This is a genomic window from Ilumatobacter fluminis (assembly GCF_004364865.1).
Taxonomy (GTDB): domain Bacteria; phylum Actinomycetota; class Acidimicrobiia; order Acidimicrobiales; family Ilumatobacteraceae; genus Ilumatobacter; species Ilumatobacter fluminis.
The window spans coordinates 1,407,677-1,429,297 of sequence record NZ_SOAU01000001.1; the positions used below are offsets into that span (position 1 = coordinate 1,407,677).

Annotated in this window: 19 protein-coding genes and 1 tRNA gene; 11 read left to right on the forward strand and 9 right to left on the reverse strand. The window is 68.5% G+C overall.

Annotation, left to right across the window (positions count from 1 at the left end; genetic code table 11):
* Positions 1-29 precede the first annotated feature (29 nt).
* Positions 30-968 carry a hypothetical protein gene (locus tag BDK89_RS06310; RefSeq protein WP_133868138.1) on the reverse strand — a complete coding sequence of 313 codons (939 nt, stop codon included), beginning with the start codon at positions 966-968 and terminating at the stop codon, positions 30-32.
* 66 nt (positions 969-1,034) lie between these two features.
* On the opposite strand from BDK89_RS06310, the gene BDK89_RS06315 reads away from it, so the two are divergent.
* Both BDK89_RS06315 and BDK89_RS06320 read left to right on the forward strand, forming a co-directional pair.
* Positions 1,035-2,450: an HNH endonuclease signature motif containing protein gene (locus BDK89_RS06315; protein WP_133868139.1), complete on the forward strand. Its 1,416-nt coding sequence runs from the start codon at positions 1,035-1,037 to the stop codon at positions 2,448-2,450.
* A gap of 76 nt (positions 2,451-2,526) precedes the next feature.
* Positions 2,527-3,729, forward strand: coding sequence for an acetyl-CoA C-acetyltransferase (locus BDK89_RS06320; RefSeq protein ID WP_133868140.1), 1,203 nt, complete (start codon positions 2,527-2,529; stop codon positions 3,727-3,729).
* Positions 3,730-3,882: 153 nt separating this feature from the next.
* On the opposite strand, the gene BDK89_RS06325 is transcribed toward BDK89_RS06320, so the two are convergent.
* The 4 genes from BDK89_RS06325 to BDK89_RS06340 all read right to left on the reverse strand — a co-directional run bounded on the left by BDK89_RS06325 (position 3,883) and on the right by BDK89_RS06340 (position 7,460).
* Entirely contained in the window at positions 3,883-4,329 is a 447-nt protein-coding gene (locus tag BDK89_RS06325) for a hypothetical protein (protein ID WP_133868141.1), read from the reverse strand.
* On the reverse strand, positions 4,329-5,168 hold the full coding sequence (locus BDK89_RS06330) for a serine hydrolase domain-containing protein (protein WP_133868142.1): 840 nt from the start codon (positions 5,166-5,168) through the stop codon (positions 4,329-4,331). Before BDK89_RS06330 ends, BDK89_RS06325 begins: the two co-directional genes overlap by 1 nt.
* A gap of 2 nt (positions 5,169-5,170) precedes the next feature.
* Positions 5,171-6,523, reverse strand: coding sequence for a class II 3-deoxy-7-phosphoheptulonate synthase (locus tag BDK89_RS06335; protein ID WP_133868143.1), 1,353 nt, complete (start codon positions 6,521-6,523; stop codon positions 5,171-5,173).
* A 109-nt stretch (positions 6,524-6,632) separates the two neighbouring features.
* On the reverse strand, positions 6,633-7,460 hold the full coding sequence (locus BDK89_RS06340; protein WP_133868144.1) for a sigma-70 family RNA polymerase sigma factor: 828 nt from the start codon (positions 7,458-7,460) through the stop codon (positions 6,633-6,635).
* Between the two features lie 280 nt (positions 7,461-7,740).
* Between BDK89_RS06340 and nadD the strand changes: the two genes are divergently transcribed.
* From nadD to rsfS, 3 genes are read left to right on the forward strand one after another with little or no spacing between them, the layout of a single operon-like run.
* Positions 7,741-8,352 carry a nicotinate-nucleotide adenylyltransferase gene (gene nadD, locus BDK89_RS06345; RefSeq protein ID WP_133868145.1) on the forward strand — a complete coding sequence of 204 codons (612 nt, stop codon included), beginning with the start codon at positions 7,741-7,743 and terminating at the stop codon, positions 8,350-8,352.
* Positions 8,349-9,686: a hypothetical protein gene (locus BDK89_RS06350; protein WP_133868146.1), complete on the forward strand. Its 1,338-nt coding sequence runs from the start codon at positions 8,349-8,351 to the stop codon at positions 9,684-9,686. Before nadD ends, BDK89_RS06350 begins: the two co-directional genes overlap by 4 nt.
* Complete coding sequence (gene rsfS / locus BDK89_RS06355; protein WP_133868147.1) at positions 9,683-10,057, forward strand: ribosome silencing factor; 375 nt, start codon at positions 9,683-9,685, stop codon at positions 10,055-10,057. The genes BDK89_RS06350 and rsfS overlap by 4 nt, the downstream gene beginning before the upstream one ends.
* A 3-nt stretch (positions 10,058-10,060) precedes the next feature.
* On the opposite strand, the gene BDK89_RS22655 is transcribed toward rsfS, so the two are convergent.
* Complete coding sequence (locus tag BDK89_RS22655) at positions 10,061-10,468, reverse strand: group I intron-associated PD-(D/E)XK endonuclease (protein ID WP_166657416.1); 408 nt, start codon at positions 10,466-10,468, stop codon at positions 10,061-10,063.
* Between the two features lie 66 nt (positions 10,469-10,534).
* Between BDK89_RS22655 and BDK89_RS06360 the strand changes: the two genes are divergently transcribed.
* The 3 genes from BDK89_RS06360 to BDK89_RS06370 all read left to right on the forward strand — a co-directional run bounded on the left by BDK89_RS06360 (position 10,535) and on the right by BDK89_RS06370 (position 12,590).
* Positions 10,535-10,607 (forward strand) — tRNA-Ala (locus BDK89_RS06360).
* A 122-nt stretch (positions 10,608-10,729) separates the two neighbouring features.
* Positions 10,730-12,211 (forward strand): hypothetical protein, encoded by a 1,482-nt coding sequence (locus tag BDK89_RS06365; protein ID WP_133868148.1) that lies wholly within the window; start codon positions 10,730-10,732, stop codon positions 12,209-12,211.
* Positions 12,212-12,335: 124 nt separating this feature from the next.
* Entirely contained in the window at positions 12,336-12,590 is a 255-nt protein-coding gene (locus BDK89_RS06370; protein WP_133868149.1) for a hypothetical protein, read from the forward strand.
* A gap of 1 nt (position 12,591) precedes the next feature.
* Here the strand turns inward: BDK89_RS06370 and BDK89_RS06375 are convergent, their stop codons facing one another.
* Positions 12,592-13,866 carry a PP2C family protein-serine/threonine phosphatase gene (locus tag BDK89_RS06375; RefSeq protein ID WP_166657417.1) on the reverse strand — a complete coding sequence of 425 codons (1,275 nt, stop codon included), beginning with the start codon at positions 13,864-13,866 and terminating at the stop codon, positions 12,592-12,594.
* A 111-nt stretch (positions 13,867-13,977) separates the two neighbouring features.
* On the opposite strand from BDK89_RS06375, the gene BDK89_RS06380 reads away from it, so the two are divergent.
* Positions 13,978-15,264: a hemolysin family protein gene (locus tag BDK89_RS06380; RefSeq protein ID WP_133868151.1), complete on the forward strand. Its 1,287-nt coding sequence runs from the start codon at positions 13,978-13,980 to the stop codon at positions 15,262-15,264.
* Complete coding sequence (locus tag BDK89_RS06385) at positions 15,261-16,571, forward strand: hemolysin family protein (RefSeq protein ID WP_208293984.1); 1,311 nt, start codon at positions 15,261-15,263, stop codon at positions 16,569-16,571. Before BDK89_RS06380 ends, BDK89_RS06385 begins: the two co-directional genes overlap by 4 nt.
* Here BDK89_RS06385 and folP read toward each other — a convergent pair.
* Together folP and BDK89_RS06395 are read right to left on the reverse strand one after the other, a co-directional pair.
* Complete coding sequence (gene folP / locus BDK89_RS06390; protein ID WP_208293985.1) at positions 16,562-17,413, reverse strand: dihydropteroate synthase; 852 nt, start codon at positions 17,411-17,413, stop codon at positions 16,562-16,564. The genes BDK89_RS06385 and folP overlap by 10 nt on opposite strands.
* 11 nt (positions 17,414-17,424) lie before the next feature.
* On the reverse strand, positions 17,425-18,933 hold the full coding sequence (locus BDK89_RS06395; RefSeq protein WP_166657418.1) for an MFS transporter: 1,509 nt from the start codon (positions 18,931-18,933) through the stop codon (positions 17,425-17,427).
* 40 nt (positions 18,934-18,973) lie between these two features.
* Between BDK89_RS06395 and BDK89_RS06400 the strand changes: the two genes are divergently transcribed.
* On the forward strand, positions 18,974-21,565 hold the full coding sequence (locus BDK89_RS06400) for a DEAD/DEAH box helicase (RefSeq protein WP_133868153.1): 2,592 nt from the start codon (positions 18,974-18,976) through the stop codon (positions 21,563-21,565).
* Positions 21,566-21,621: the final 56 nt, after the last annotated feature.

The following is a 21,621-nucleotide window of genomic DNA, read 5'->3' on the forward strand; positions in this document are numbered from 1 at the left end:
CGGTCCCTGACAGCCGGGTGGTGCGAGTCCTACTCGAACGCCTCGTTCGTCGGCATCTCGCGGTAGCGGTACTCGCGGATTCGCGTTGTTCGTTCGACCCTCCATGCCCCCACCCACCAAGCGATGGTGGCAACGATCAGCGCTCCACCGACAAGCAGCAACGGACGCGACCAGCGACTCGCTGGTCTCGAGATCCGCTGGGACTCGACCGAGTGCTGCTCACAGGACTCGAACGTCGAGCCAGCGAGATCCCCGAGCTCGGGACCGGCCGTGCGCGTGTCGCAGACACGCTCGCCGGGCACGAACGACGACGACGAGATCTCACCGGTCCCCAGCCCTGCGTACAACGGCAACGCCGCGAGAAACACGAGCGGCAAACGTCGCCGCAGCCGCGCCGTCCGAACTGGCAACGTGTCCACGACCGTGTTCCGTTCAGCTTCGTGCACGATCGATCGCCAGCGTCGCCACGCCAATCCACCGGCCACGACACCAATGGTCAGCGTTGCGATCATCGCGACCGTCCAACCCGGACCGGTCGAGAACTGCTGTGCTTCGACGCACAGCTCGATGTCAGCGTGTTCCGGTGACGGCCCACACGAGCGAGCCGTTGTGATCGGAGCTGTCAGTGCGAGAACGAAGACGGAAACCAGCGCCGCGACGTAGACCCCGACCAGGATCCATTGGGACGAGGTCCTGCCCGACCGATCTGTCGGTTCAGTCTCCACAGCGCCGAGTATCTCAGAAGTCGAACCACCGTCGGAGCGACCAGCACCCGCCCGCCGGCAGGATCCGACAGGTCGTTCGACGACCGGATCACGGTCGGGCCGGACGTCTCGGCGAAGCGCCCGGTACCGGTCCCGCTGCGGAGCGCCGACCGGGCTCCTGCCTTGGCGTCGGGACGTTCCGGGCACCTCGTCAGAGCGGACCCTCGATTGCTGCCAGGCGCTCGGCGCGAAGCGTCCGGGCACAAACATTACTGTGATATATGCTGCTCAGCGGTTGCTCACAAAACGCATGTTCGGTACCATTGGGTCATGTTCGCCGAGCTCATCGAGAGCAACCTCGCGTTGTCCGATGCCGAGCTCGACGCCGCCATCCGAGCCAACGAACTCGAACAGCGGCGACTCGCCGCCGAACACGCCGCACTGCTGTCGGTGTCCTCGGCGCGCGGCGCCTACCGGCTCGACGGGCAACGCACAGTGATCTCGTATCTGCGGGCCACGGAGAACCTGTCGAAAGGCGCAGCGTCGCAACGCCGCCGGGTGGCCGAGGTCTGCGATCTGGTACCGGCGCTCGGTGATGCGTTGCTCGCCGGTCGGGTCGGTGTCGACCAGATCGTCGAGATCGCCCGGATCCATGCCAACCCGCGGACCCGTGACCACTTCGTCAAGGTCGCACCGATCTATCTCGGATTCGCGGAGCACGACTCGCATCTCGAACTGAAAGGCCGGATCGACGACTTTCTGCAGCTCGCCGACCAAGACGGTGCGTTCGCCGACCTGATCTGTGACATCAACGAACGCGTCGCCCATGTCCATGTGGTCGGCGGCACTCTCGACGTCAAAGTGCGTGGTGGCGACCCGTTGGTGGCCGATGAGTTCGTGGCGATCTTCGAACTGTTCGTCGACGAAGAGTTCCGTGCCGACGTCGCCGCTCGCCGTGCCGAACACGGTGATCGTGCCGACGAATACCCGCTGGCTCGCACCGACCGGCAGCGTCGCTACGACGCGATGATCGCAATGGCCCGCCACGCTCGTGCTCATCTCGCCGAGGGCAAACCAGCCGGCGCCGCGGAGGTCGTGACGAACATCGTCGCTGATCTCTCGACGTGGGGTGAAACGCTCGAACAGGCCGGGATGATCGCGACCGGTGACGGACAGGTCGTCGAACTCGACGACGACACCATCGACGACATCATCGACACGGTTGCTGCCGATCCCGAAGCGTGGATCGATCGGCAATGCCACACCGCCGACGGCACCCCACTGCACCCGATCACCGTGCTGCAAGCATCGTTGACGGGGCTGGTGCGTCGGGTCGTGGTCGACTCGGCCGGTGTCGTGATCGACCGGGGTCGGGCGGCCCGCCTGTTCGAAGGCGAAGCCCGAGCCGCCGCCAGGTTGTTGTATCGGGAGTGTTCACACCCCGGATGTTCGGTCAAGGTGCAGGCATGCGACGTCGACCACGTCATCGAATGGTGGGCCGGAGGTCGCACCAACCAGAACAACGCCGACATCCGATGTCGTGCCCACAACCGGGACAAACACCGGGAACGATGGTCGAGCCGACGCGACGAACACGGCCGACAATTCACCATCCGACCCGACGGCAGCATCATGCTCCCCGTCGGCGCACGCCCACCCGACCTCACCCAAGACGAACTCGCCCACATCATCCGCCTCCGCCTCCACAACCAACTCGACCGCGGTGATCTGGAATGGGCCAGCTGACCCGCGGCCGAGCCGACGGGGGTCACAGGGCTTCGCTTGGGCTCGTCTACTGCTCGGTAACTACGCTGGAACTCCTATGACTGAAGCAGTGATCGTCGCCACCGCCCGGAGCCCGATCGGGCGCGCCGCAAAGGGGTCGCTGGTCGACCTCCGTCCCGACGACATGGCGGCTCAGATCGTCAAGGCCCTCATGGAGAAGGTGCCCCAGGTCGAGTCGTCCATGGTCGAAGACCTCATCATGGGCTGTGGCCAGCCCGCCGGCGAAGCCGGCTTCAACATCGGCCGCGTCGTCGCCGACCTCGCCGGTCTCGGCGAGGTGCCCGGCGTGACCGTCAACCGCTACTGCTCGTCGTCGCTCCAGACGATCCGCATGGCCGCCCACGCCATCAAGGCCGGCGAAGGCGACTGCTTCATCGCCGCCGGCGTCGAAGCCGTCAGCCGCTACGGCAACGGTGCCTCCGACACCGCCCCGAACCCCATCTACAAGGAAGCCGGCGCCCGCACCGCCGAGCGTGCCCAGGGCGGCGCCGACACGTGGACCCCGCCCGAAGGCCTGCCCGACATGTACATCGCCATGGGTCAGACCGCCGAGAACGTGGTCCAGGTCGAGAACGTCAGCCGTGAAGAGATGGACGAGTGGGGCGCCCGCTCGCAGCAGCGCGCCGTCGCCAACGTCGAGAACGGATTCTGGGCCGACGAGATCACGCCGCTCACCCTGCCCGACGGCACCGTCGTGTCGAAGGACGACGGCCCCCGTGCCGGCACCACCGCCGAGAAGCTCGCCGAGTTGAAGCCGGTCTTCCGTCCCGACGGCAAGGTCACCGCCGGCAACGCCTGCCCGCTCAACGACGGCGCCGCCGCCGTGATGGTGATGAGCGACACCAAGGCCAAGGAACTCGGCCTCACCCCGCTCGCTCGCATCGTCTCCTCGGGCGTCTCGGCGCTCAACCCGGAGATCATGGGCCTCGGCCCGATCGAGGCCAGCCGTCAGGCCATGGCTCGCGCCGGCATGACGATGGACGACATCGACATCGTCGAGATCAACGAGGCGTTCGCCGCCCAGGTGCTGCCCTCGGCCAAGCACCTGAACATCGACCTCGAGAAACTCAACCCGAACGGCGGCTCGATCGCCCTCGGTCACCCCTTCGGCATGACCGGCGCCCGCATCATGACGACGCTGATCCACGGTCTCCAGGCCGCTGACAAGGAGTACGGCCTCGAGACCATGTGCGTCGGCGGCGGGCAAGGCATGGCCATGATCATCCAACGTCTGAGCTGAGCCGGTTTCCGCCCTCGCGGCGTTCCGCCTCACCGCTCGCAGCCGAAAGGCTGCTCGGGTTCGTCGCGCCTTGCGAGCCCCACATCTGATCTCACGAGAGAATCAGAATCGATTCGTGGAGAGTCGGGTCCTTCGGGGCCCGGCTCTTTGGGTTCAGCGGAGGGGGGCGGCTTTGACGCAGATGACGTCGGGGGCGGTGTGATCGGGCATTGCGACCAGCACCCACGCTCGGCCGACCGCCATCACCTCGGCGAGCGCGAAACTGCTCTCGTGCTCGCGCACGCCGGTGCCGAGACAGCGGACGTGGGCGATCTCGAGGCCGGCCTGATCGGCCTCGGCCTCCCACAGACTCACGAGCCCCTGCCGGAGCGACGGGTCGTCGAGCAGATCGGCACCGTAGAGCCGCAGCTCGACCGTGCCGACCTCGACCGGAGCCAGCTCGCTGTGCGGGATCACGGTGTCACCCTTGAGGTGCCCGTCGAGCATGACGGCGACCCGAGAATGATCACCGTTGAGTCCGCCCACGAAGCCGTAGCGGGTGAGGGGGAGCCCGTCGTCGCCGGTGGTGAGCCATCGCACACGATCGCCGGGCTGGAACATCAGGCCCCGCCCCGGTGCTCTGCCAGTGCGGCGTCGGAGAATGCCGGCCACAGACGGAGTGCCTCGACCGACCACTGATCGAACGCGGTGTCGGTGAGCCCGACCACGCCGAGACCGGCGTGCGGGTCGGCCCACATCATGGTGCCGGCACCGCCGAAGTGGCCGAACGTGGCCGGCGAGTTGGCGCGGCCCATCCAGTGCGGCGACTTGTCACCCTTGATCTCCACGCCGAGCCCCCACGGGCACGGATCGAACGACCCCACGCCCGGAACGATACCGGCGAGCGAGGGGAACTGAATGCGGACCACCTCGTCCCACGTCTCTGCAGCGATCAGGCGGGGCGACAGCATCTCGGCGACGAACGACGCCATGTCGGCAACGGTGCTGTGCACGGCGTGCGCCGCCGAACCGCGCAGTTCGCTGCTCGACATCGACAGGGGAGCGAACACGGCCTCGGCGAGATAGTCGGCGAATGCCATGTCGGTGGCCGACTCGAGCACTGCCGCAGCGCGTTCGATCCCAGTGTTGGAGTAGATACGGCGTTGGCCGACTCGTGCGATCGGATCGTCGCCGTCGAACGGCAGACCCGACGCATGCGCGAGCAGGTGCCGGAGCGTCGCGCCGTCGGGCACATCGGCTCGGTCGATCGGCGCGTCGAGTTCGACGCTGCCCTCCTCGACGGCGATCGCCATCGCCCAGCCGGCGAGGCACTTCGACAGCGAGGCCAGTCGGAACGACCGGTCGGTCTCGCCGATCGTATCGACGACACCATCACCGCTGACGATGGCGGCAGCGGCACGGCCCACCGGCCACGAGGTGACCTGGTGGAGCGCCGACACGATCAGGCGTCGCCGTTGCGGATGAGGTCGGCGGTGCGGAACGCCAGCTCGATCGACTGCCGCCCGTTCAGGCGCGGGTCGCACACCGTCTCGTAGCGGGTGTCGAGGTCGGCGTCACGCAGCTCGTCGCCTCCGCCGACGCACTCGGTGACGTCGTCACCGGTGAGCTCGACGTGGATGCCGCCCGGCCAGGTGTTCTCGGCGCGATGGGCACGGACGAAGCCCTCGATCTCGGAGATGATCGACTCGAAGTCGCGGGTCTTGCGCCCGCCGGCGCTCGTGAAGGTGTTGCCGTGCATCGGGTCGCACGCCCACACCACGGGATGGCCGGCGTCGCGAACGGCCCGGAGGAGGGGACGCAGACCGTCTTCGACCTTGCCGGCGCCCATGCGGCTGATGAGCGTGAGGCGACCCGGGATGCGGGCCGGGTTGATCGCCTCGCAGAGCTCGAGCACCTCGTCGGCCGACGCTGTCGGGCCGACCTTGCAACCGATCGGGTTGCCGACGCCACGCAGGAACTCGACGTGTGCGCCGTCGAGTTCGCGGGTGCGCTCACCGATCCAGAGCATGTGGGCCGAGCAGTCGTACCAGCCGCCCGTCGTCGAGTCCTTCCGGGTGAGGGCCTCTTCGTAGGAGAGCAGGAGCGCCTCGTGGCTCGTGAAGATGTCGACCGTGCTGAGGTTCGAGTTGGACTCGGTGTCCATGCCCGTGGCCCGCATGAACCGGAGCGCTCGGTCGATCTCGTTGGCGAGCTGCTCGTAGCGCTCACCGGCCGGGCTCGAGGCGACGAACTCCTGGTTCCAGGCGTGCACCCGATCGAGGGCGGCGAAACCGCCCTTGGTGAACGCCCGCACGAGGTTGAGCGTCGCCGACGACTGGTGGTAGGCCTGCACGAGCCGTTCGGGGCTCGGGACGCGGGCCGCAGCGGTGGCGCCGGCGGCGTTCACGATGTGGCCGCGGAACGACGGGATCTCCTCGTCGCCGATCTTTTCGAAGTCGGCCGAGCGGGGCTTCGCGAACTGGCCGGCGAGGCGGCCGACCTTCATGACCGGGACGCCCATGGAGTAGGTGAGCACGATCGCCATCTGCAGGATGACGCGCAGCTTCTCACGGATGTTGTCGGCGGAGAACTCCTCGAAGCTCTCAGCGCAGTCGCCCGCTTGGAGCAGGAAGGCGTTGCCGGCGGCGACCTGTCCGAGTCCTGCCTGCAGCGACCGAGCTTCGCCGGCGAAGACCAGCGGCGGATACGAGTGGATCTGCTTCAGAGCACGGTCGAGCTCTGCCTCGTCGGGCCACTGGGGCTGTTGCTTGATCGGGAAACCCCGCCACGAGTCGGGGGACCAGCTCTTCGCCATGGGAGCAAGCCTACCGGCGAAGGAAAACCCCGATGAATTCGGTTCCGGACGCGAAGAACCGGCCTGGTCGCCCAGGCCGGTTCTCGTCAGTGTTCGGTTGCGGTGTGGCTCAGACGGCCAGGATGCGCTCGGCGTCGTCGCGCAGGCCGGCCACGGCCCGGCTCACGAGACGGCGGGCGGCTTCGGCGGTGACGCCGAGGCTCTCGCCGACCTCACGGAAGCTCTTGCGCTCACCGTCGAGGAGACCGAAGCGGGCTTCGACGGCGTAGCGGGCACGGGCGTCGAGGGTGCCGAGCAGTTCGTCGAGCAGGTCGCTGTCGACCAGCGCCATGACGTTCTCTTCGGGGGTGGCGTCGCCGTTGGCCATCAGGTCGCCGAGGGTGGCGTCGCCGTCGTCGCCGACGGTCTTGTCGAGGCTGACCGGGGTGGTGAGGCGGTGCAGCTCGGCGTTGGTCTGGTCGAGGGTCTCACCGTCGCCCGACGCCTGACGCAGGGCGGCACGCAGGCTCGCCGAGCGGTCGCCGGGGATGCGGATGAGGCTGGCCTTCTGGTCGAGCGCACGACCGATGGCCTGGCGGATCCAGAACGTGGCGTACGTCGAGAACTTGAAGCCGCGGCGCCAGTCGAACTTGTCGACGGCGTGCTCGAGGCCGAGGTTGCCCTCCTGGATGAGGTCGAGCAGGTCCATGCCCTGGGGGAGGGGGTAACGGCGGGCGATCGAGACGACGAGGCGCAGGTTCGCTCGGATGAAGCGGTCCTTGGCGTCGGCGGCGGCAGCGACCTTGGCCTTGAGGTCGGCGCTGCGCTTGCCGTTGTCGAGGAGCTCCTGGGCCTCACGGCCGGCTTCGATGATGCGCGACAGCTCGCGCTCGTCTTCGGCGGTGAGGAGGGGGACCTTGCCGATATCGTTGAGGTAGAGACCGATGGAGTCGTTCATTCGTGGTGCAACCATTCCTGGTGTTCGAACCGGCAACCGACGCGGGTGAGGCGGGCTCCGGAAGGGTGGATGGGGGGTTTGAGATTGGGCGGTGCGGACAGTTGGTGAAACGTTCACCTGCCGTCGATTTGTTCCCGATCTCCCCGGATTTCATGCCGGATTTCTGCACGTCATGCTGGGAGTTCAGGCTTTGACCGGATATCCACGGTAACAGACCTGTCAAGCCCCCTCCGGCTCGAACTGAGTCGTTTCTCAGAATCGGGGCGTAGACTGACCGGTTGTGCCGCCCGGAGACGCGAAACCCCTGCGTATCGGGGTCTTCGGCGGAACGTTCGATCCGCCCCACGTCGGGCATCTGGTGACGGCGGTCAACGTTCGTCACGCACTCGACCTGGACCTCATGCTGCTGATGGTGAACAACGTGCCGTGGCAAAAGGTCGGTTCGCGGCCGATCACGCCCGCACGCGACCGCCTGGCGATGGTCGCCGCGGCGGTGGCCGACGTCGACGGTCTGGAGGCCGGCGATCACGAGATCGAGGCCGGTGGGCACTCCTTCACCGCCGACACGCTCGCGACGCTCGGCGCCGAGTACCCCGGTGCCGAGTTGTTCACCGTCGTCGGCGACGACGCAGCGGCCGGCATCCGCACCTGGGAACGGGCCGACGAGGTGATCTCGCGTTCGCGGATGGTCGTCGTCGATCGTCCCGGTGAGCACGCCGAGCTCGACGCCGACGTCGACTGGGTTCGCGTCGAGGTGCCGCGTCTCGAGGTGTCGAGCACCGATCTGCGTGCACGGTGGAACGACGGGCGCCCGCTCGACTACCTCGTCACCGACGAGGTGCTCGCCGTGGTCGCCGAACGGGGGCTGTACGCCAGCGAGGGTGTGGCATGACCGCCGACCGACGCACGCGACGCCGCAACACGTGGCTCGCACTCGTCGCCGGACTGGTCGCCCTGCTCGCGACCGGTGCCCTCGGGGCGTTCGCCGTGGTCGAGATGGCCGACTCCCGGGCCGGGCGAGATGCCAGCGACGACACCGGCCGGGTCGTCGAAGCGCAGCGCCTCCCGTGGACGGCGACGGCGCTGATCGGCGTGATGGACGACAACGGGCGCTTGGCGTCGTCCGCGGTCGCCGTGCTCGACCCGGAGGGTCGCGGCGGAACGTTGACCCCGATCAGTTCGAGTGCCGACACGGCGTCGGGTACCAACGTCGTGCTCCGGCCGCTCGGCGCGGTCTTCGAGGTCGACGGGCCGGAAGCGTGGCGGGCTGCGGCCGAGCAGGCGACCGGTCTGTCGTTCGACGTCGCCGAAGTGATCGACGAGGAGCGGTTCATCCAGCTGATCGGCCCGCTCGGCGATCTGCCGACGCTGTTCCCGTTCGCCTTCACCGACGCCGCGACCGAGGAGACGTTCGAGGCGGGCGCCTCCGTGCTGTCGACCTCGGCGGCCTACCGGGTGATCACGTCGGTCAACGGTGACGGGCCCGACTGGCAGCTCGACCCCATCCGCAACGCGGTGTGGGACGCGATCGCCGATCGGGTCGGCGCCGGCATCGGTGCGCTGCCCGAGGGCGTCGTGTTCACCCGCGCGGCGCCGCCCAGTGGGCTCGACCAGTTCAGCGACGGGCTGTTCTCGGCCCCGGTGGCGTTCCGGGGGCTCGAGACGGTGCAGATCGACCCCGATCGGGTCGCCGACCAGTTGCCGGTCGAGTACTCCAACGTGATCGGTCTCGGTTGGGAGGAGTCGGTCGTCACGCTCCGCCGCGGCGAGGTGGTGCTCGTGTTCGCGTCGGTCGCCCCGTCCCGCATGGCGGCGCCGCTCGAAGGGCCGACGGTCCGGATGGCCAGCGGCTACACCGACGACGACGCCGCACCGCTCGGGTTCAACCGCTCCGACCTGCTGATCGGAGCGATCGACGTGCTGCTCTTCACGAAGACGAACGTCCTGTCGGTCGTCGACCAGCCCGGCGCCACCGTTCCCGAGCGCACGACGGTGCTGGTATCCGACGCAGCTCTGATCGACGGCGTGTGGGAGCTCTACGGCGACGTGTTCGGCGAGCTCGATGTCCGCGTTGCGCCGGTGGCGATCTCCGGGATCGACGCCGAGATCACGCTCGGACGGGAGTACCTGCGCCTGCTCGCCGAGCCGGACACACCGGCCGACGACGACGATTCGTCGAACGGAACGACGCCCGAGACCACCGACGTGGCAGGCTCGGACTCGTGATCGACGAAGACGCCCGCTCGCTCGCCCTGGCCGCCGCTCGTGCCGCCGACGACGCCCACGGCTCCGACATCGTGGTGCTCCACGTCGGTGACGTGCTCGGCGTCACCGAGTACTTCGTGATCGCCGGTGCCTCGAACCGGCGCCTGGTCAACGCCATCGTCGACGACGTGGAGGCGGCCATGAAGGCCGAGCTCGGCCGGGCCCCGGTCCGGGTGGAGGGCGTACGCGAGCAGCAGTGGGTGCTGGTCGACTACGGCGACGTCGTGGTGCACGTCTTCTTGGCCGAGATCCGCGACTTCTACGAGATCGAGCGCCTCTACACCGACGTCCCGACGATCCCCTGGCAACCCGACGCCCCTGAATCGGCGTAGGGGCTAAGGCGGGCCCAGCTCGTAGTCCACGGCCCAGCGGACGCGCGCCCGCTGCCTGTTCGTCGTCTCCTCGACCCGCAAGAAGCACGCGCGGGTCGGTACGTCCGACGCGGGAACGACGTACACAAGATCCGTCGATGGCGCATAGACCCCGAAGACGTCGACCTCACCCACGTACGGAACCGGCTGATTGCCGGTGTTGCTGGTCGTCCAGAAGCGGAGCGAGCCGCCGACTTGGCAAGCCGTCTTGCATTGCACCCGGACGAGCTCGCCAGACCGTTCGGCGATGAGATCGACTCTCCCGTTGCTTCCGAATGCGGGGAGGTACACCATCGCTCCAGCTCGGACGAATGCGGAAGCGACCGCCGCCTCTGAGCGGACACCTTGGTCACCTGGTCGGGTGCTGCGCATGACGAAACCGTACGGCGGGGGTGTGACAACGCTGTCGAGGGCGCTATCGTGCTCTTCGCTTCAAACGGGGCTATAGCTCAGTTGGCAGAGCGCCTCCATGGCATGGAGGAGGTCAAGGGTTCAATTCCCTTTAGCTCCACCCCGGAAACCCTCAGGTCGTCGACCTGGGGGTTTCGTCGTTTTCGGTCGAGGCACTGGCACGGGCCGATGTGCTCGAATCGATTTCCAGGAATGAGAATCGTTCCAATATGGTCGACCGCCATGACGTCGACCGACATGACATCGACCCCCCGTAACCCGATCGCGCGCTCCTGGGCGGGAGCGGCCGCACTGTTGCTGATCGCCGTAGCCGGCGCCTGTAGCAGCGACGACGGCGACATCGGCTCGGCCACGACGACCGCCGACTCGCCCGCTCCGACCAGCGCCGCCCCGGCCACGACGACCGCGGACTCGGCTCCACCGACCAGCGCCGCCTCGGCGCCGACGATCGACTGGTCGGCCGGCGCCTTCGTCGGCGCCGACTCGCTCACCGACCACGGATCAGCGGCGTTCGTGCTCGTCGACGGCGAGTTCCGCTTCGTGTCGCACCCCGACGCCGAGGACACATCGATCTCCCACATCGACCCGGTCTCCGGAACGGCCTGGGGCTGGTCTCGCGACCTGCCGGTCGACGACCCGGCGGCGACCGAGTGGTCGTGGGAACTCGATCTGGCCACGGGCGAGTTCACCGACATCGACATGGACGGCGCATCGTGGGCGGTGCTCCGGGGCGGGACGGGGGCGACGTCGTTCGTCGGCAAGCTCGCCGACGACGGCGGCACACCGGTGGACGACAGCGACGACTCGACCGCCGGCTTCGTCCTCGGCGAGTCCGGTGAGGACCAGCGGGTCGTGCGCGACGGCTACTCCGACATCGGGTTCACCGATGTCAACGCCTCGGGCCTGATCACCGGCTTCAACGACTTCGGAACCCTCGGGTTCGTGTACGACGGCGGCGCCTTCACCGATCTCACCCATCCGGACGCCTACCGGCTGTTCCCGTTCTCGATCAACGACACCGGTGTGATCGTCGGCTTCTGGGGCATCGACGAGGACACGTGGTACCTGAGCGAGGAGAACCCGGCCTTCGTCGCGACACCGGGGGACGACGGCTACGACGTCGAACGCTACGAACTGCCCGGCTTCACCGGGACGGGGCTCACTGCCGTCGCCGCCGACGGGAGCATCGCCGGCATGGCCTGGGAATCGGTCGGCGCGGCGCCATCGGTGTTCGTCGCCGCCGACGCAGCCAGCCTCCCGACGCTCTACGACGGCCCCGCTGGCACGTCGATGTTCGTCACGGGCATGACCGATGACGGTGTGGTCTTCGGCCAGGCGTTCTTGTCGCCCGCCGAGTCGGCCGACGACGAATCGAGCGACGAGTCGGCTGGTGCGGCGGAGACGCCGATCAGCGACGCGATCGCCGCGATGAGCGGTGCCGCCCACTCGGGCCCGTTCGCCTCGGCGCTGCACGGCAGCTTCCACGACCTCGAAACGGCGGCAGCGGCAGCCGAGGACGCAGCGGCAACCGGCGACACCGAGGTGCTCGACGCCGAGATCGCCTCGCTGGCGGCGCTGATGGCCGAAACCCGCGCCGCCGTCGCCGCCGTGGACGGTGCCACTGCGGAGGAGGCCGACGAGGTCGCCGCCCTCCTCGACGGCATCGACGCCGCCGCGCAGGGCCTCCTCGCCGACGGGACCTGAGCAGCCTGCCGCCGATCCGGGCGCTGACGTCGGTAGGGTCGAAGACAGCCCCGGGTGAGCCCCGCGTACGACGCCTCGACTGCGACCACTTCGTGCCGGACCACCGGGCACGAGAGGAGCACGAATGAGCCAGGCGAGTTTTCAGAAGCGGATGCGGGAGAAGAAGCGGCAGGAGAAGAAGGAGGCGAAGCGCGAGCGCAAGGAAGAACGCGCCGCCGAAGCCGAGGCCGCAGCCGCCGAGCCCGACGAACCGGTGGCGCCCCAGGACGAGGTGCTGGCCCAGCTGGCCGCCCTCCACAAGCGTTTCGACGACGAGCAGATCGATTTCGACGAGTTCGAGGAGCGCAAGCAGGAGCTGATGGCGAAGCTCGCCGTCTGACTCAGCCCTCGGCGCGCACTTCGACGACCACGATCGCTGCGTCGTCGCCGAGTGTCTCAGCGTGAGCGTCGAGCATGCCAACGAGCACATCGAGCACCTGGTGGGCGCCGGCGCCCACTGGCACATCTTCGACCGCCATCCGAATGGCGTCCACTCCGATCTGCGGCCCTCCGGGGCGTCGGCACTCGGGCAGGCCGTCGGTGAACATCACCACGATGTCGCCCTCGCCGAGGTCGACCGCGTCGGAGCGGAACGTCGGATCGGTCACGATGCCGACGAGCGGTCCGTCGCCGCCCTGCATCGGGAACGTCGTGCCGTCGGCGCGCCGGACGAGCGGGACGGGATGGCCACCTCGGGCATACCGCAACCGTTTTGGCGTCTCGGCGTCGAGCGTCGCGAAGAACACCGTGGCGAACCGGTTCGACTCGGTCTGATCGGCTTTGATGGCGGTGTCGACGATCTGGAGAGCCGTCGCAGGGTCGGACTCGTGTACTGCTGCCGCTCGCAGCGAATAGCGCACGAGCGAGGTGAGTCGTGCCGCTGCGGCACCATGGCCGCAGACGTCGCCGATCGCGAAGCCCCAACGCCGGTCGGGCAGCGGAAAGAGATCGAAGAAGTCGCCGAGCAGAGCGTGACCGTCGGCGGCAGCACGGTGCCACGTCGCGACGGTGACACCGGGAACGCTCGGCGTCGACGGTGGGAGCATGCTCGCACGGAGCGTCGACAGCAGCTCTCGGTGCTCGGCGAGGAGCCGGGCGTTCCGTTCCGATTCCGTTCTCGCACGGTCCAGTTGGGCTCGGAGCTCGATCTCGCGTTCCGCGATGCTGGTCAGCCGTTGCAGGATCCGGCGGTCTTCGTCCGACCAGGCCCGCGGCTCGACGTCGACGACGCAGAACGACCCGAGTACCTGGCCGCGAAAGCGAACCGGGCAACCGGCCCACGCCCGCACGCCCATCGACTCGATCGACGGGTTGGCGCGGGTGAGCGGATCTGCCGCAGCGTCGTCGACGAGCAGATCGTCCTCTCGCATGATGACGTACTGGCAGAACGAGTCGCCGACGGCGTTCTCCCGGGTGCCGTCGTCCACGCCGACGGTCGATTTCCAGTAGGAGCGGCGATCGTCGACGGTGGTCATGAACGCGAACGGTGCTCCGAGGAGCGCTGCGGCCGCCTGGGTCAGCTCGTCGAACTGGACTTCCGGTTCGCTGTCGAGCAATCCGGACTCGTCAACGGCGGCGAGCCGATCGGGGTCGGTGATGGCGCTGGCCGGGGTCACCGCCCGAACCCTAGCGGTCGGGATCGGAGGCGGGGAGGTGACCGGCGGAGCCCAGGGTTCTTCGTGCAGAGGCTGCAACCGACCGGCTCGGCTCGCTAGCGTTGCGGCGATATGTCGGCAGTTCTGCCACTCGTGGTCATCTTGGTGATGGTCGCGTTCAATGCTCTCTACGTCGCCGCCGAGTTCGCCACGGTGGGTGCTCGCCGTTCCCGTGTGCAGGAACAGGCCGAGCGCGGTGACAAGTCGGCACGTGCCCTGTTCGAGATCTTGCGCGAGCCACACCGGCTCGACAACTACGTGGCGTCGTGCCAGATCGGCATCACCCTGTCGAGCCTCGTGGCCGGTGCGTACGGCCAGGCGCAGCTGACGCCGGTGTTCGAGAACTGGTTCGGCGGAGCCGCCCCGGTGGTCTCCATCATCGTCGTCCTCATCCTCGTCACGTCGCTCCAGGTGGTGCTCGGCGAGCTGTTGCCCAAGACGGCGGCGCTGCGCTACCCGGAGCGCCTTGCCATGGCGACGCTCCGTCCGATGAAGGTCAGCCAGCTGTTGTTCCGCCCGCTCGTGGCGATCTTCAACGGGTCGGCCTTCACCCTCATGAAGTGGTGGGGCCTCAAGTCCGACCACGGGCATGCACACGTCCACTCGCCGGAAGAGCTCGTCGATCTCTACGGCGAGAGCGCCGCCGGCGGCCTGATCGACATGAGCGAGCGCGACATGCTCGCCGGGGTCCTGAACGTCGAACACCGCATGGTCCGCGAGATCATGACGCCACGCCGACGCCTCGTGACGGTTCGCGACGACCTGACGGTGGCAGCGGCGCTCGAGGCCGTCGTCGAGTCGCCGCACTCACGGTTCCCGGTCGAGTCGGGTGACGACGTGGTCGGTGTGGTCCACCTGCGCGATCTCTACCTCACCGCCGCCGACCGGCCCGACGCCGGCGTCGACGAGATCATGCGGCCGGTCGTCGCCGTCGCCGAGACGCTGTCGGTCCCCAAGCTGTGGACCCGGCTCGGTGAGGAGAACCGCCACGTCGCCTTCATCGTCAACGAGTTCGGGTCGATCATCGGCATGGTCACCCTCGAGGATGCGATCGAGGAGATCGTCGGCGAGGTGCGCGACGAGTTCGACGAAGAGCGCGAACCGATCGTCGTCCACGAGGGACGGGTCGTCGTTCGTGGCGACGTGCTCGACGACACGATCGCCGACCGGTTCGACGTCGACGTCACGATCCCCGACATCGACACCGTCGGCGGACTGGTCTGGCACGCGCTCGGCCGCCTGCCCGAGGTCGGCGACGTCGCAGTCCTCGAGCCGGCCGGCCTCCACGTGCGGGTCGACGAGATGGAGGGCCGCGAGGTCCGCTGGGTGAGCTTCGACCTGCCGGAGGAGCCGTCGTGATCGCCGTCGACTGGTTCACCGGGGTCGCCCTCCCGATCCTGATCATCCTCCTGCTCGTCGCCGTCAACGGCGTGTTCGTGGCCGCCGAGTTCGCCCTCGTCGGCTCCCGCAGCGGTCGCCTGAAGTCGCTGGCAGACGACGGCAGCCGTGCGGCGAAGTGGCTGGTATCGGTGATCGAGAAGCCGACCGGCAAGGACGGCTACGTGGCGATCGCCCAGCTCGGCATCACCCTCGCCAGTATCGGGCTCGGCATGTACGGCGAGCCCGCGGTCGCCCACTGGCTGTACGGCCCCTTCGAGGATCTCGGCCTGTCGTACGACGCGTCGCACACGGTCGGCTTCATCGTGGCCCTGAGCGGCATCACCTACATGCACGTGGTCTTCGGCGAGATGATCCCGAAGGCGCTCGCGCTCCAGTCGCCGGAAGGTACGGCGCTCCGCGTCAACCCGGTCATGCGGGTGTTCGGCTGGATCTTCCGGCCGATGGTGTGGGTGCTCAACACGCTTGCGCTCGGCCTGATGCGGCTCCTGCGGATCCCCGAGCCCGACGCCCGACTGTCGCTCCACACGAGCGAGGAACTCGAGATCGTCACCGACGAGGCCGCCGCCGACGGTCAGCTCGGAGCGCTCCAGCGCGACCTCGCCCACAATGTGTTCGAACTCGAGCGTCGCGACGCCGAGGAACTGATGACGCCACGCGCCAAGCTCGAGACGCTCCAGGTGTCGGCGACCGCCGACGAGATCGAGCACCAGCTCCAGAATTCGGACTGGAGCCGCTTCCCGATCGTCGAGGGCGATCTCGATCAGGTCGTCGGACTCCTCCACGCCAAGGACTTCATCCGTGCCCGGCAGCGCGGTCTCGACACCGACCTCAAGGGGTTGCGGCGCCCGCTGCCGACGGTCGTGGCGTCCACGACGGCCGATCGGCTCCTCCTGCGCTTCCGGCGCGAGCGGGTCCACGCCTGCCTCGTGGTCGACGATTTCGGCAACACCCTCGGACTCGTCACGTTCGACGACGTGATCGCGCTCCTCATGGGCACCCACGACGGCCGCACCGAATCGGTCGTCCACGACGACGGCTCCGTGTCGGTCGACGGGATGACGACGCTGTACGAGCTCGAGGACGAGCACGGCATCGTGCTGTCGATGGACGAGGTCACCACCGTCGCCGGTGTCGTCCTCACCCTGGTCGGCACGATTCCGGTCGTGGGCGAGACCGTCGAGCACGAAGGCGTGCAGATGACGGTCGAATCGATCGACCGTCGGGCGATCGCCCGGGTGCGGGTCGTCGCGCTGCCTCAGCCCTGACGCCAGGCGGTACCGACGGCGACCGCGTCGCGAGACATGGCAGCGTCGTGTACCCGCACGGCCCAGGCACCGTCGCGAGCGGCGATCGCCGACACCGCTGCGGTGGCGACGTCCCGCTCGTCGGTCGGACGCGGTTCGCCGGTCGACGGGTCGGCGAGCACGCTCCCCAGGAACCGTTTCCGTGAGGAGCCGATCAGGATCGGTTGCCCGAGGGCGGTGAGGCGATCGAGGTGGTGTAAGAGCGCCCAGTTGTGATGGGCGTCCTTGGCGAACCCGATGCCCGGGTCGAGCACGAGACGTTCGAGCGCGACGCCGGCCCGGTCGCACGCTTCGATCCGGGCCGCCAGCTCGGCGTACACCTCCTCGACCACGTCGTCGTACACCGCGAGGTCGTTCATCCGGTCGGCGTGCCCCCGCCAGTGCATGCAGACGAACGGCACGTCGAGTTCGGCGACGGTGTGGAGCATCGCCGGGTCGGCGAGGCCGCCGCTCACGTCGTTCACGATCAGGGCACCCGCGTCGACGGTCGCTGCCGCCGTTGCGGCGTTCATCGTGTCGATGCTGACCGGCACGCCGGCATCGGCGAGGGCACGGACGACGGGGACGACACGGCTCATCTCGTCGGCCGGGTCGAGTCGTGTCGCTCCCGGCCGGGTCGACTCACCGCCCACGTCGACGAGGTCGGCCCCGTCGTCGATCAGGTGGTGGGCGTGGGCGATGGCGGCGTCGACCTCGAGGTAGCGGCCGCCGTCGGAGAAGCTGTCGGGGGTCACGTTGACGATGCCCATCACGAGCGTGCGCCCACGGAGTACCTCGGGCAGACCGGCTGGTTCGACGAACATCGCCGTCGAGGCTACGGAGCGTCGACCGTGGTTGCCTCGGCGCGACCGGTGCGACCGGCGCGGACCAGGCGCCAGAGGATGCTGGCCGCCCAGATCGCCGCGATTGCGGCGAGGCCGCTGAACACGTGCACCCAGGCCAACCCGTCGCGGATCGCAAGGAGCGTCGCCGGGGACGGGTCGACGTCCTCGCCGCCGAGCACGTCGCGCACCACCTCCACGTCGCCCACCTCACGATCGACGACGAGGAGCAGGATCGCTCCGCCGACCGCGACGCCGTAGGTGATGCTGAGCGTCCGGATGAACTGGTGGGCAGCGTTGACGCGACCCATCTCGTCGTCGCTCGCTGCCGACTGGAGCAGGGTGAGGCCCGACGTCGAGACGAACCCGATCGCGCACCCCATCAGGAAGAAGGCGGCGAACACGACCGGGATCGGCCATCCGAGAGCGATCGCCGTGCCGGCGAGCGCGGTCGCCGGCAGCATGACACACGTCCCGGTGAGGATGGCGTCCGACTCGTGCCAGTGGTCGAGCAGTCGGCTGACGACGAACGCGGCGCCCGACCAGCCGATCGTGAGGAACAGCACGGAGAACGCGGCGAACACCTCGGAGCGGCCGCGAGTGGTCTGCATGTAGAGCGGGAGGTAGTTGTCGGCAGCCAATCCGGCCACGAGCACGAGACCCGAGGTGATGTGCACCCGTTTCAGCGGGAAGCGGGTGAGGTGTTCTCGAGCCAGCAGCGGTTCGGCGATCCGACCCGAGTGCGACCAGTACGCGAGGGCAGAGACGAGCGCAACGGCGGCACCAGCACCGAACGCCCACCATCGAACGCCGACCTGGGACACTGCCACCAACGACACGGCGACGAGCACCGTGAGCAAGGCGATGCCCGGATAGTCCATCACGATCCGCTGGGGTCGGTCACGGGTCGACGGCAGCGTCGACCAGCCGGCCGCCAGCGCAACCGCGGTGATCGGGAGTTGGACGACGAAGATCATGCGCCAGTCGGCGATTGCCAACAGCGCGGCCGTGAGGACCGGGCCGCCGAACCCCATCACGCCCCAGACGAGCGAGTTGGCGGCGAACGCTCGGGCCCGCAGCCGGGCCGGATAGGCGAGACCCACCGCCGCCAGCGCCACCGAGATCACGAGTCCGCCGCCGATGCCCTGGAGTGCACGGGCCGTGACGAGCAGCGGCATGGTCGGCGCGATCGCTGCGAGGGCACTCGACCCGAGGAACCACAGCCCGGTGGCCCGGAAAGTCCGGCGCACGCCGATCGCGTCGATGACCGGTCCGGCGGTGATCCCGGCCACCGCCGAGGTGGCGAGGAAGGCGGTGATCACCCACGGCAGCAAGGCGACGTCGCCGAGGTCGTCGGCGATCGCCGGCAGTGCAGCCACGAGGGCGAGACCGTCGAACGCGGCGATGGCCACGATCGTGAGGTTCGCGACCGTCACCCGGACGTACCGAGGCGACCAGATGCCACCCGTCGGCATCTCGTCGTCGCGCCCCGCCTCGTCCACGGGCGGCAACCTACCGCCGCGCCCCCTACCCTCGGCAGTGATGCCCGTTGCCCCCGTCATCGAACACCTCCCACGAACCGGCGAACCCGACGACGTCGTCGCCGGGTTCGCCGACTACACGGCGCAGCTCGGCATCGAGCTGTACCCGGCGCAGGAGGAGGCCGTCATCGAGGTCGCGCTGGGCAACCACGTGATCATGAACACGCCGACGGGGTCCGGCAAGTCGATGGTCGGAGCGGCGGCGCACTTCGCAGCGCTGGCGGCGGGGAAGCGAAGCGTGTACACGGCGCCGATCAAGGCGCTCGTGAGCGAGAAGTTCTTCGCGCTGTCGCGCGAGTTCGGCCCCGACCTGGTCGGCATGGTGACGGGCGACGCCTCGGTCAACGCCGACGCGCCGATCATCTGCTGCACCCAGGAGATCCTCGCCAACTGGGCGTTGCGTGACGGGCGACGGGCACCGGTCGACGTCGCCGTGGTCGACGAGTTCCACTACTACGGCGACCCGCAGCGGGGGTGGGCCTGGCAGGTACCGCTGCTCGAACTCCCGCAGACGCAGTTCGTCCTCATGTCGGCGACGCTCGGCGACGTCGGGTTCTTCCGTCGCGACCTCACCGAACGAACCGGTCGTGAGACCGCGCTCGTGACATCGGTGCAGCGACCGGTCCCGCTCCACTTCGAGTACCGGACCAGCAGCCTCCACGCCAGCGTCAGCGACCTGCTCGAGTCGGGCAAGGCCCCGATCTATCTCGTCCACTTCACGCAGAAGGACGCCACCGATGCCGCCCAGAGCTATGTGTCGCTCGACCCGCTCACGAAGGCGGAGAAAGACGCCGTCCGTGACGCGCTCGCCGGGTTCCGGTTCGACTCGCCGATCGGGCGCGATCTCCGACGGTTCATCACCGCCGGCGTCGGCGTGCACCACGCCGGGCTCCTCCCGAAGTATCGGCTCCTGGTCGAGAAGCTGGCGCAGCAGGGCCTCCTGAAGATCATCTGCGGCACGGACACCCTCGGCGTCGGCGTCAACGTGCCGATCCGATCGGTGCTGTTCACCCAGCTCTGCAAGTACGACGGCAACGGGGTGCGCATCCTGTCGAACCGCGAGTTCGCCCAGATCGCCGGGCGGGCGGGCCGGAAGGGGTTCGACGACGCCGGTGACGTGTGGGTGCAGGCACCGGCTCACGTCGTCGACAACATCGAGGCGGAGCGCAAGGCAGCGGAGAAGGGACGCAAGAAGGTCGTCAAGAAGTCGCAGCCCGACCGCGGCTACGCGCACTGGACCGAGGACACCTTCGACAAGCTCGTCAACGGCAAGCCCGAGTCGTTGCAATCGCACTTCCAGGTCAGCCACCAGATGGTGATGCAGATGCTCGATCGTCCGGCCGAGTACGTCGAGCACGACGACGACCCGGAGGGTGAGCGGATCGACGGATGCCGGGCGCTGCGTTCGCTGTTGACCGACAATCACGAGACGCGGAAGCGTCAGCGGCAGCACATCCGGCGGGCGATCGCGATCTACCGGTCCCTCGTCGCCGCCGACCTGCTCGAGTTCCCCGATGAGCCGGACGAGCTGGGCCGCTCCGTTCGCGTCAACTTCGATCTGCAGGACGAGTTCGCGCTGCACCAGCCCCTGTCGCTGTGGGCGTTCGAGGCGATCGGTCGGCTCGACGCCGCGGAGGCCGAGGCGACCGATGGCGACGTCGATCCCGTCACCCATGCGCTCAACGTGCTCAGCATTGTCGAGGCGGTGCAGGAGAACCCGGGCGTGGTCATCGCCGCCCAGGTGAAGCGGGCCAAGGACGAGCTGATGTCGGAGATGAAGGCATCGGGCGTCGAGTACGAGGAGCGCATGGAACGGCTCGCGCAGGTCGAGAACCCGAAACCGAACCGTGAGTGGACCTACGCCGACTTCGACGGCTTCCGGCAACGGCACCCATGGGTCGGGAGCGACAACGTGCGACCGAAATCGATCGCCCGCGAGATGTTCGAGCGGGCGATGACGTTCGGCGAATACGTCCAGGACTACGGCCTGAAGCGTTCGGAGGGCGTGGTGTTGCGCTACCTGTCCGACGTGTACAAGGGGCTCGTCCAGAATGTGCCCGACGAGCACCGCACCGACGATCTCGACGATGTGATCGCGTGGCTCGGCGCCGTGGTCCGCCAAGTCGACTCCAGCCTGATCGACGAGTGGGAGCGGCTCCTGCACCCCGACGACGATCCCGAGGAGCAGGTGCGTCCCGAGGGTGCCGCCGAGCGGACGATCGTCGACGACGAGCGGGCCTTCCGCGTCATGGTGCGCAACACCCTGTTCGACTGGGTGCAGCGACTCGCCCGGCGCCAGGGCTACGACGCCCTGCTCGCCGAGACGAGCCGGGAACTCTGGGACGGTCCGGAGTCGGTCGCCGAGGCGATGGCGCCCTACTGGCTCGAGTTCGACGAGATCGGCATCGGTGCGTTGGCACGCGGCAGCGCGCTGTTCCGCTTCGACCGCTCGACCGGGCACGTCGTCCAGGCACTCGATGATCCGGACGAGACGGGGGAGTGGGCGATCACCGCCGAGGTCGATCTCGCCGAGTCAGCCGAGCGAGGCTCGCCGGTCATCCGCCTCATCGCCATCGGATCACGTGCGTCCTGACCGCACCGATCGAATCACCCGAACGAGGGTTGCGGGCGGGAACGTCGTGCGGCACG

What these genes read in the sequence shown, in the direction of transcription:
- BDK89_RS06325 (WP_133868141.1), bottom strand. Translation starts at nt 4,329, where the DNA reads ATGTTCCAGCCCGGCGATCGTGTGCGATGGCTCACCACCGGCGACGAC.
- BDK89_RS06380 (WP_133868151.1), top strand. Translation starts at nt 13,978, where the DNA reads ATGTCGGCAGTTCTGCCACTCGTGGTCATCTTGGTGATGGTCGCGTTC.
- BDK89_RS06340 (WP_133868144.1), bottom strand. Translation starts at nt 7,460, where the DNA reads ATGAACGACTCCATCGGTCTCTACCTCAACGATATCGGCAAGGTCCCC.
- BDK89_RS06335 (WP_133868143.1), bottom strand. Translation starts at nt 6,523, where the DNA reads ATGGCGAAGAGCTGGTCCCCCGACTCGTGGCGGGGTTTCCCGATCAAG.
- BDK89_RS06370 (WP_133868149.1), top strand. Translation starts at nt 12,336, where the DNA reads ATGAGCCAGGCGAGTTTTCAGAAGCGGATGCGGGAGAAGAAGCGGCAG.
- folP (WP_208293985.1), bottom strand. Translation starts at nt 17,413, where the DNA reads ATGTTCGTCGAACCAGCCGGTCTGCCCGAGGTACTCCGTGGGCGCACG.
- BDK89_RS06315 (WP_133868139.1), top strand. Translation starts at nt 1,035, where the DNA reads ATGTTCGCCGAGCTCATCGAGAGCAACCTCGCGTTGTCCGATGCCGAG.
- BDK89_RS22655 (WP_166657416.1), bottom strand. Translation starts at nt 10,468, where the DNA reads ATGCGCAGCACCCGACCAGGTGACCAAGGTGTCCGCTCAGAGGCGGCG.
- BDK89_RS06400 (WP_133868153.1), top strand. Translation starts at nt 18,974, where the DNA reads ATGCCCGTTGCCCCCGTCATCGAACACCTCCCACGAACCGGCGAACCC.
- BDK89_RS06320 (WP_133868140.1), top strand. Translation starts at nt 2,527, where the DNA reads ATGACTGAAGCAGTGATCGTCGCCACCGCCCGGAGCCCGATCGGGCGC.
- BDK89_RS06350 (WP_133868146.1), top strand. Translation starts at nt 8,349, where the DNA reads ATGACCGCCGACCGACGCACGCGACGCCGCAACACGTGGCTCGCACTC.
- BDK89_RS06365 (WP_133868148.1), top strand. Translation starts at nt 10,730, where the DNA reads ATGACGTCGACCGACATGACATCGACCCCCCGTAACCCGATCGCGCGC.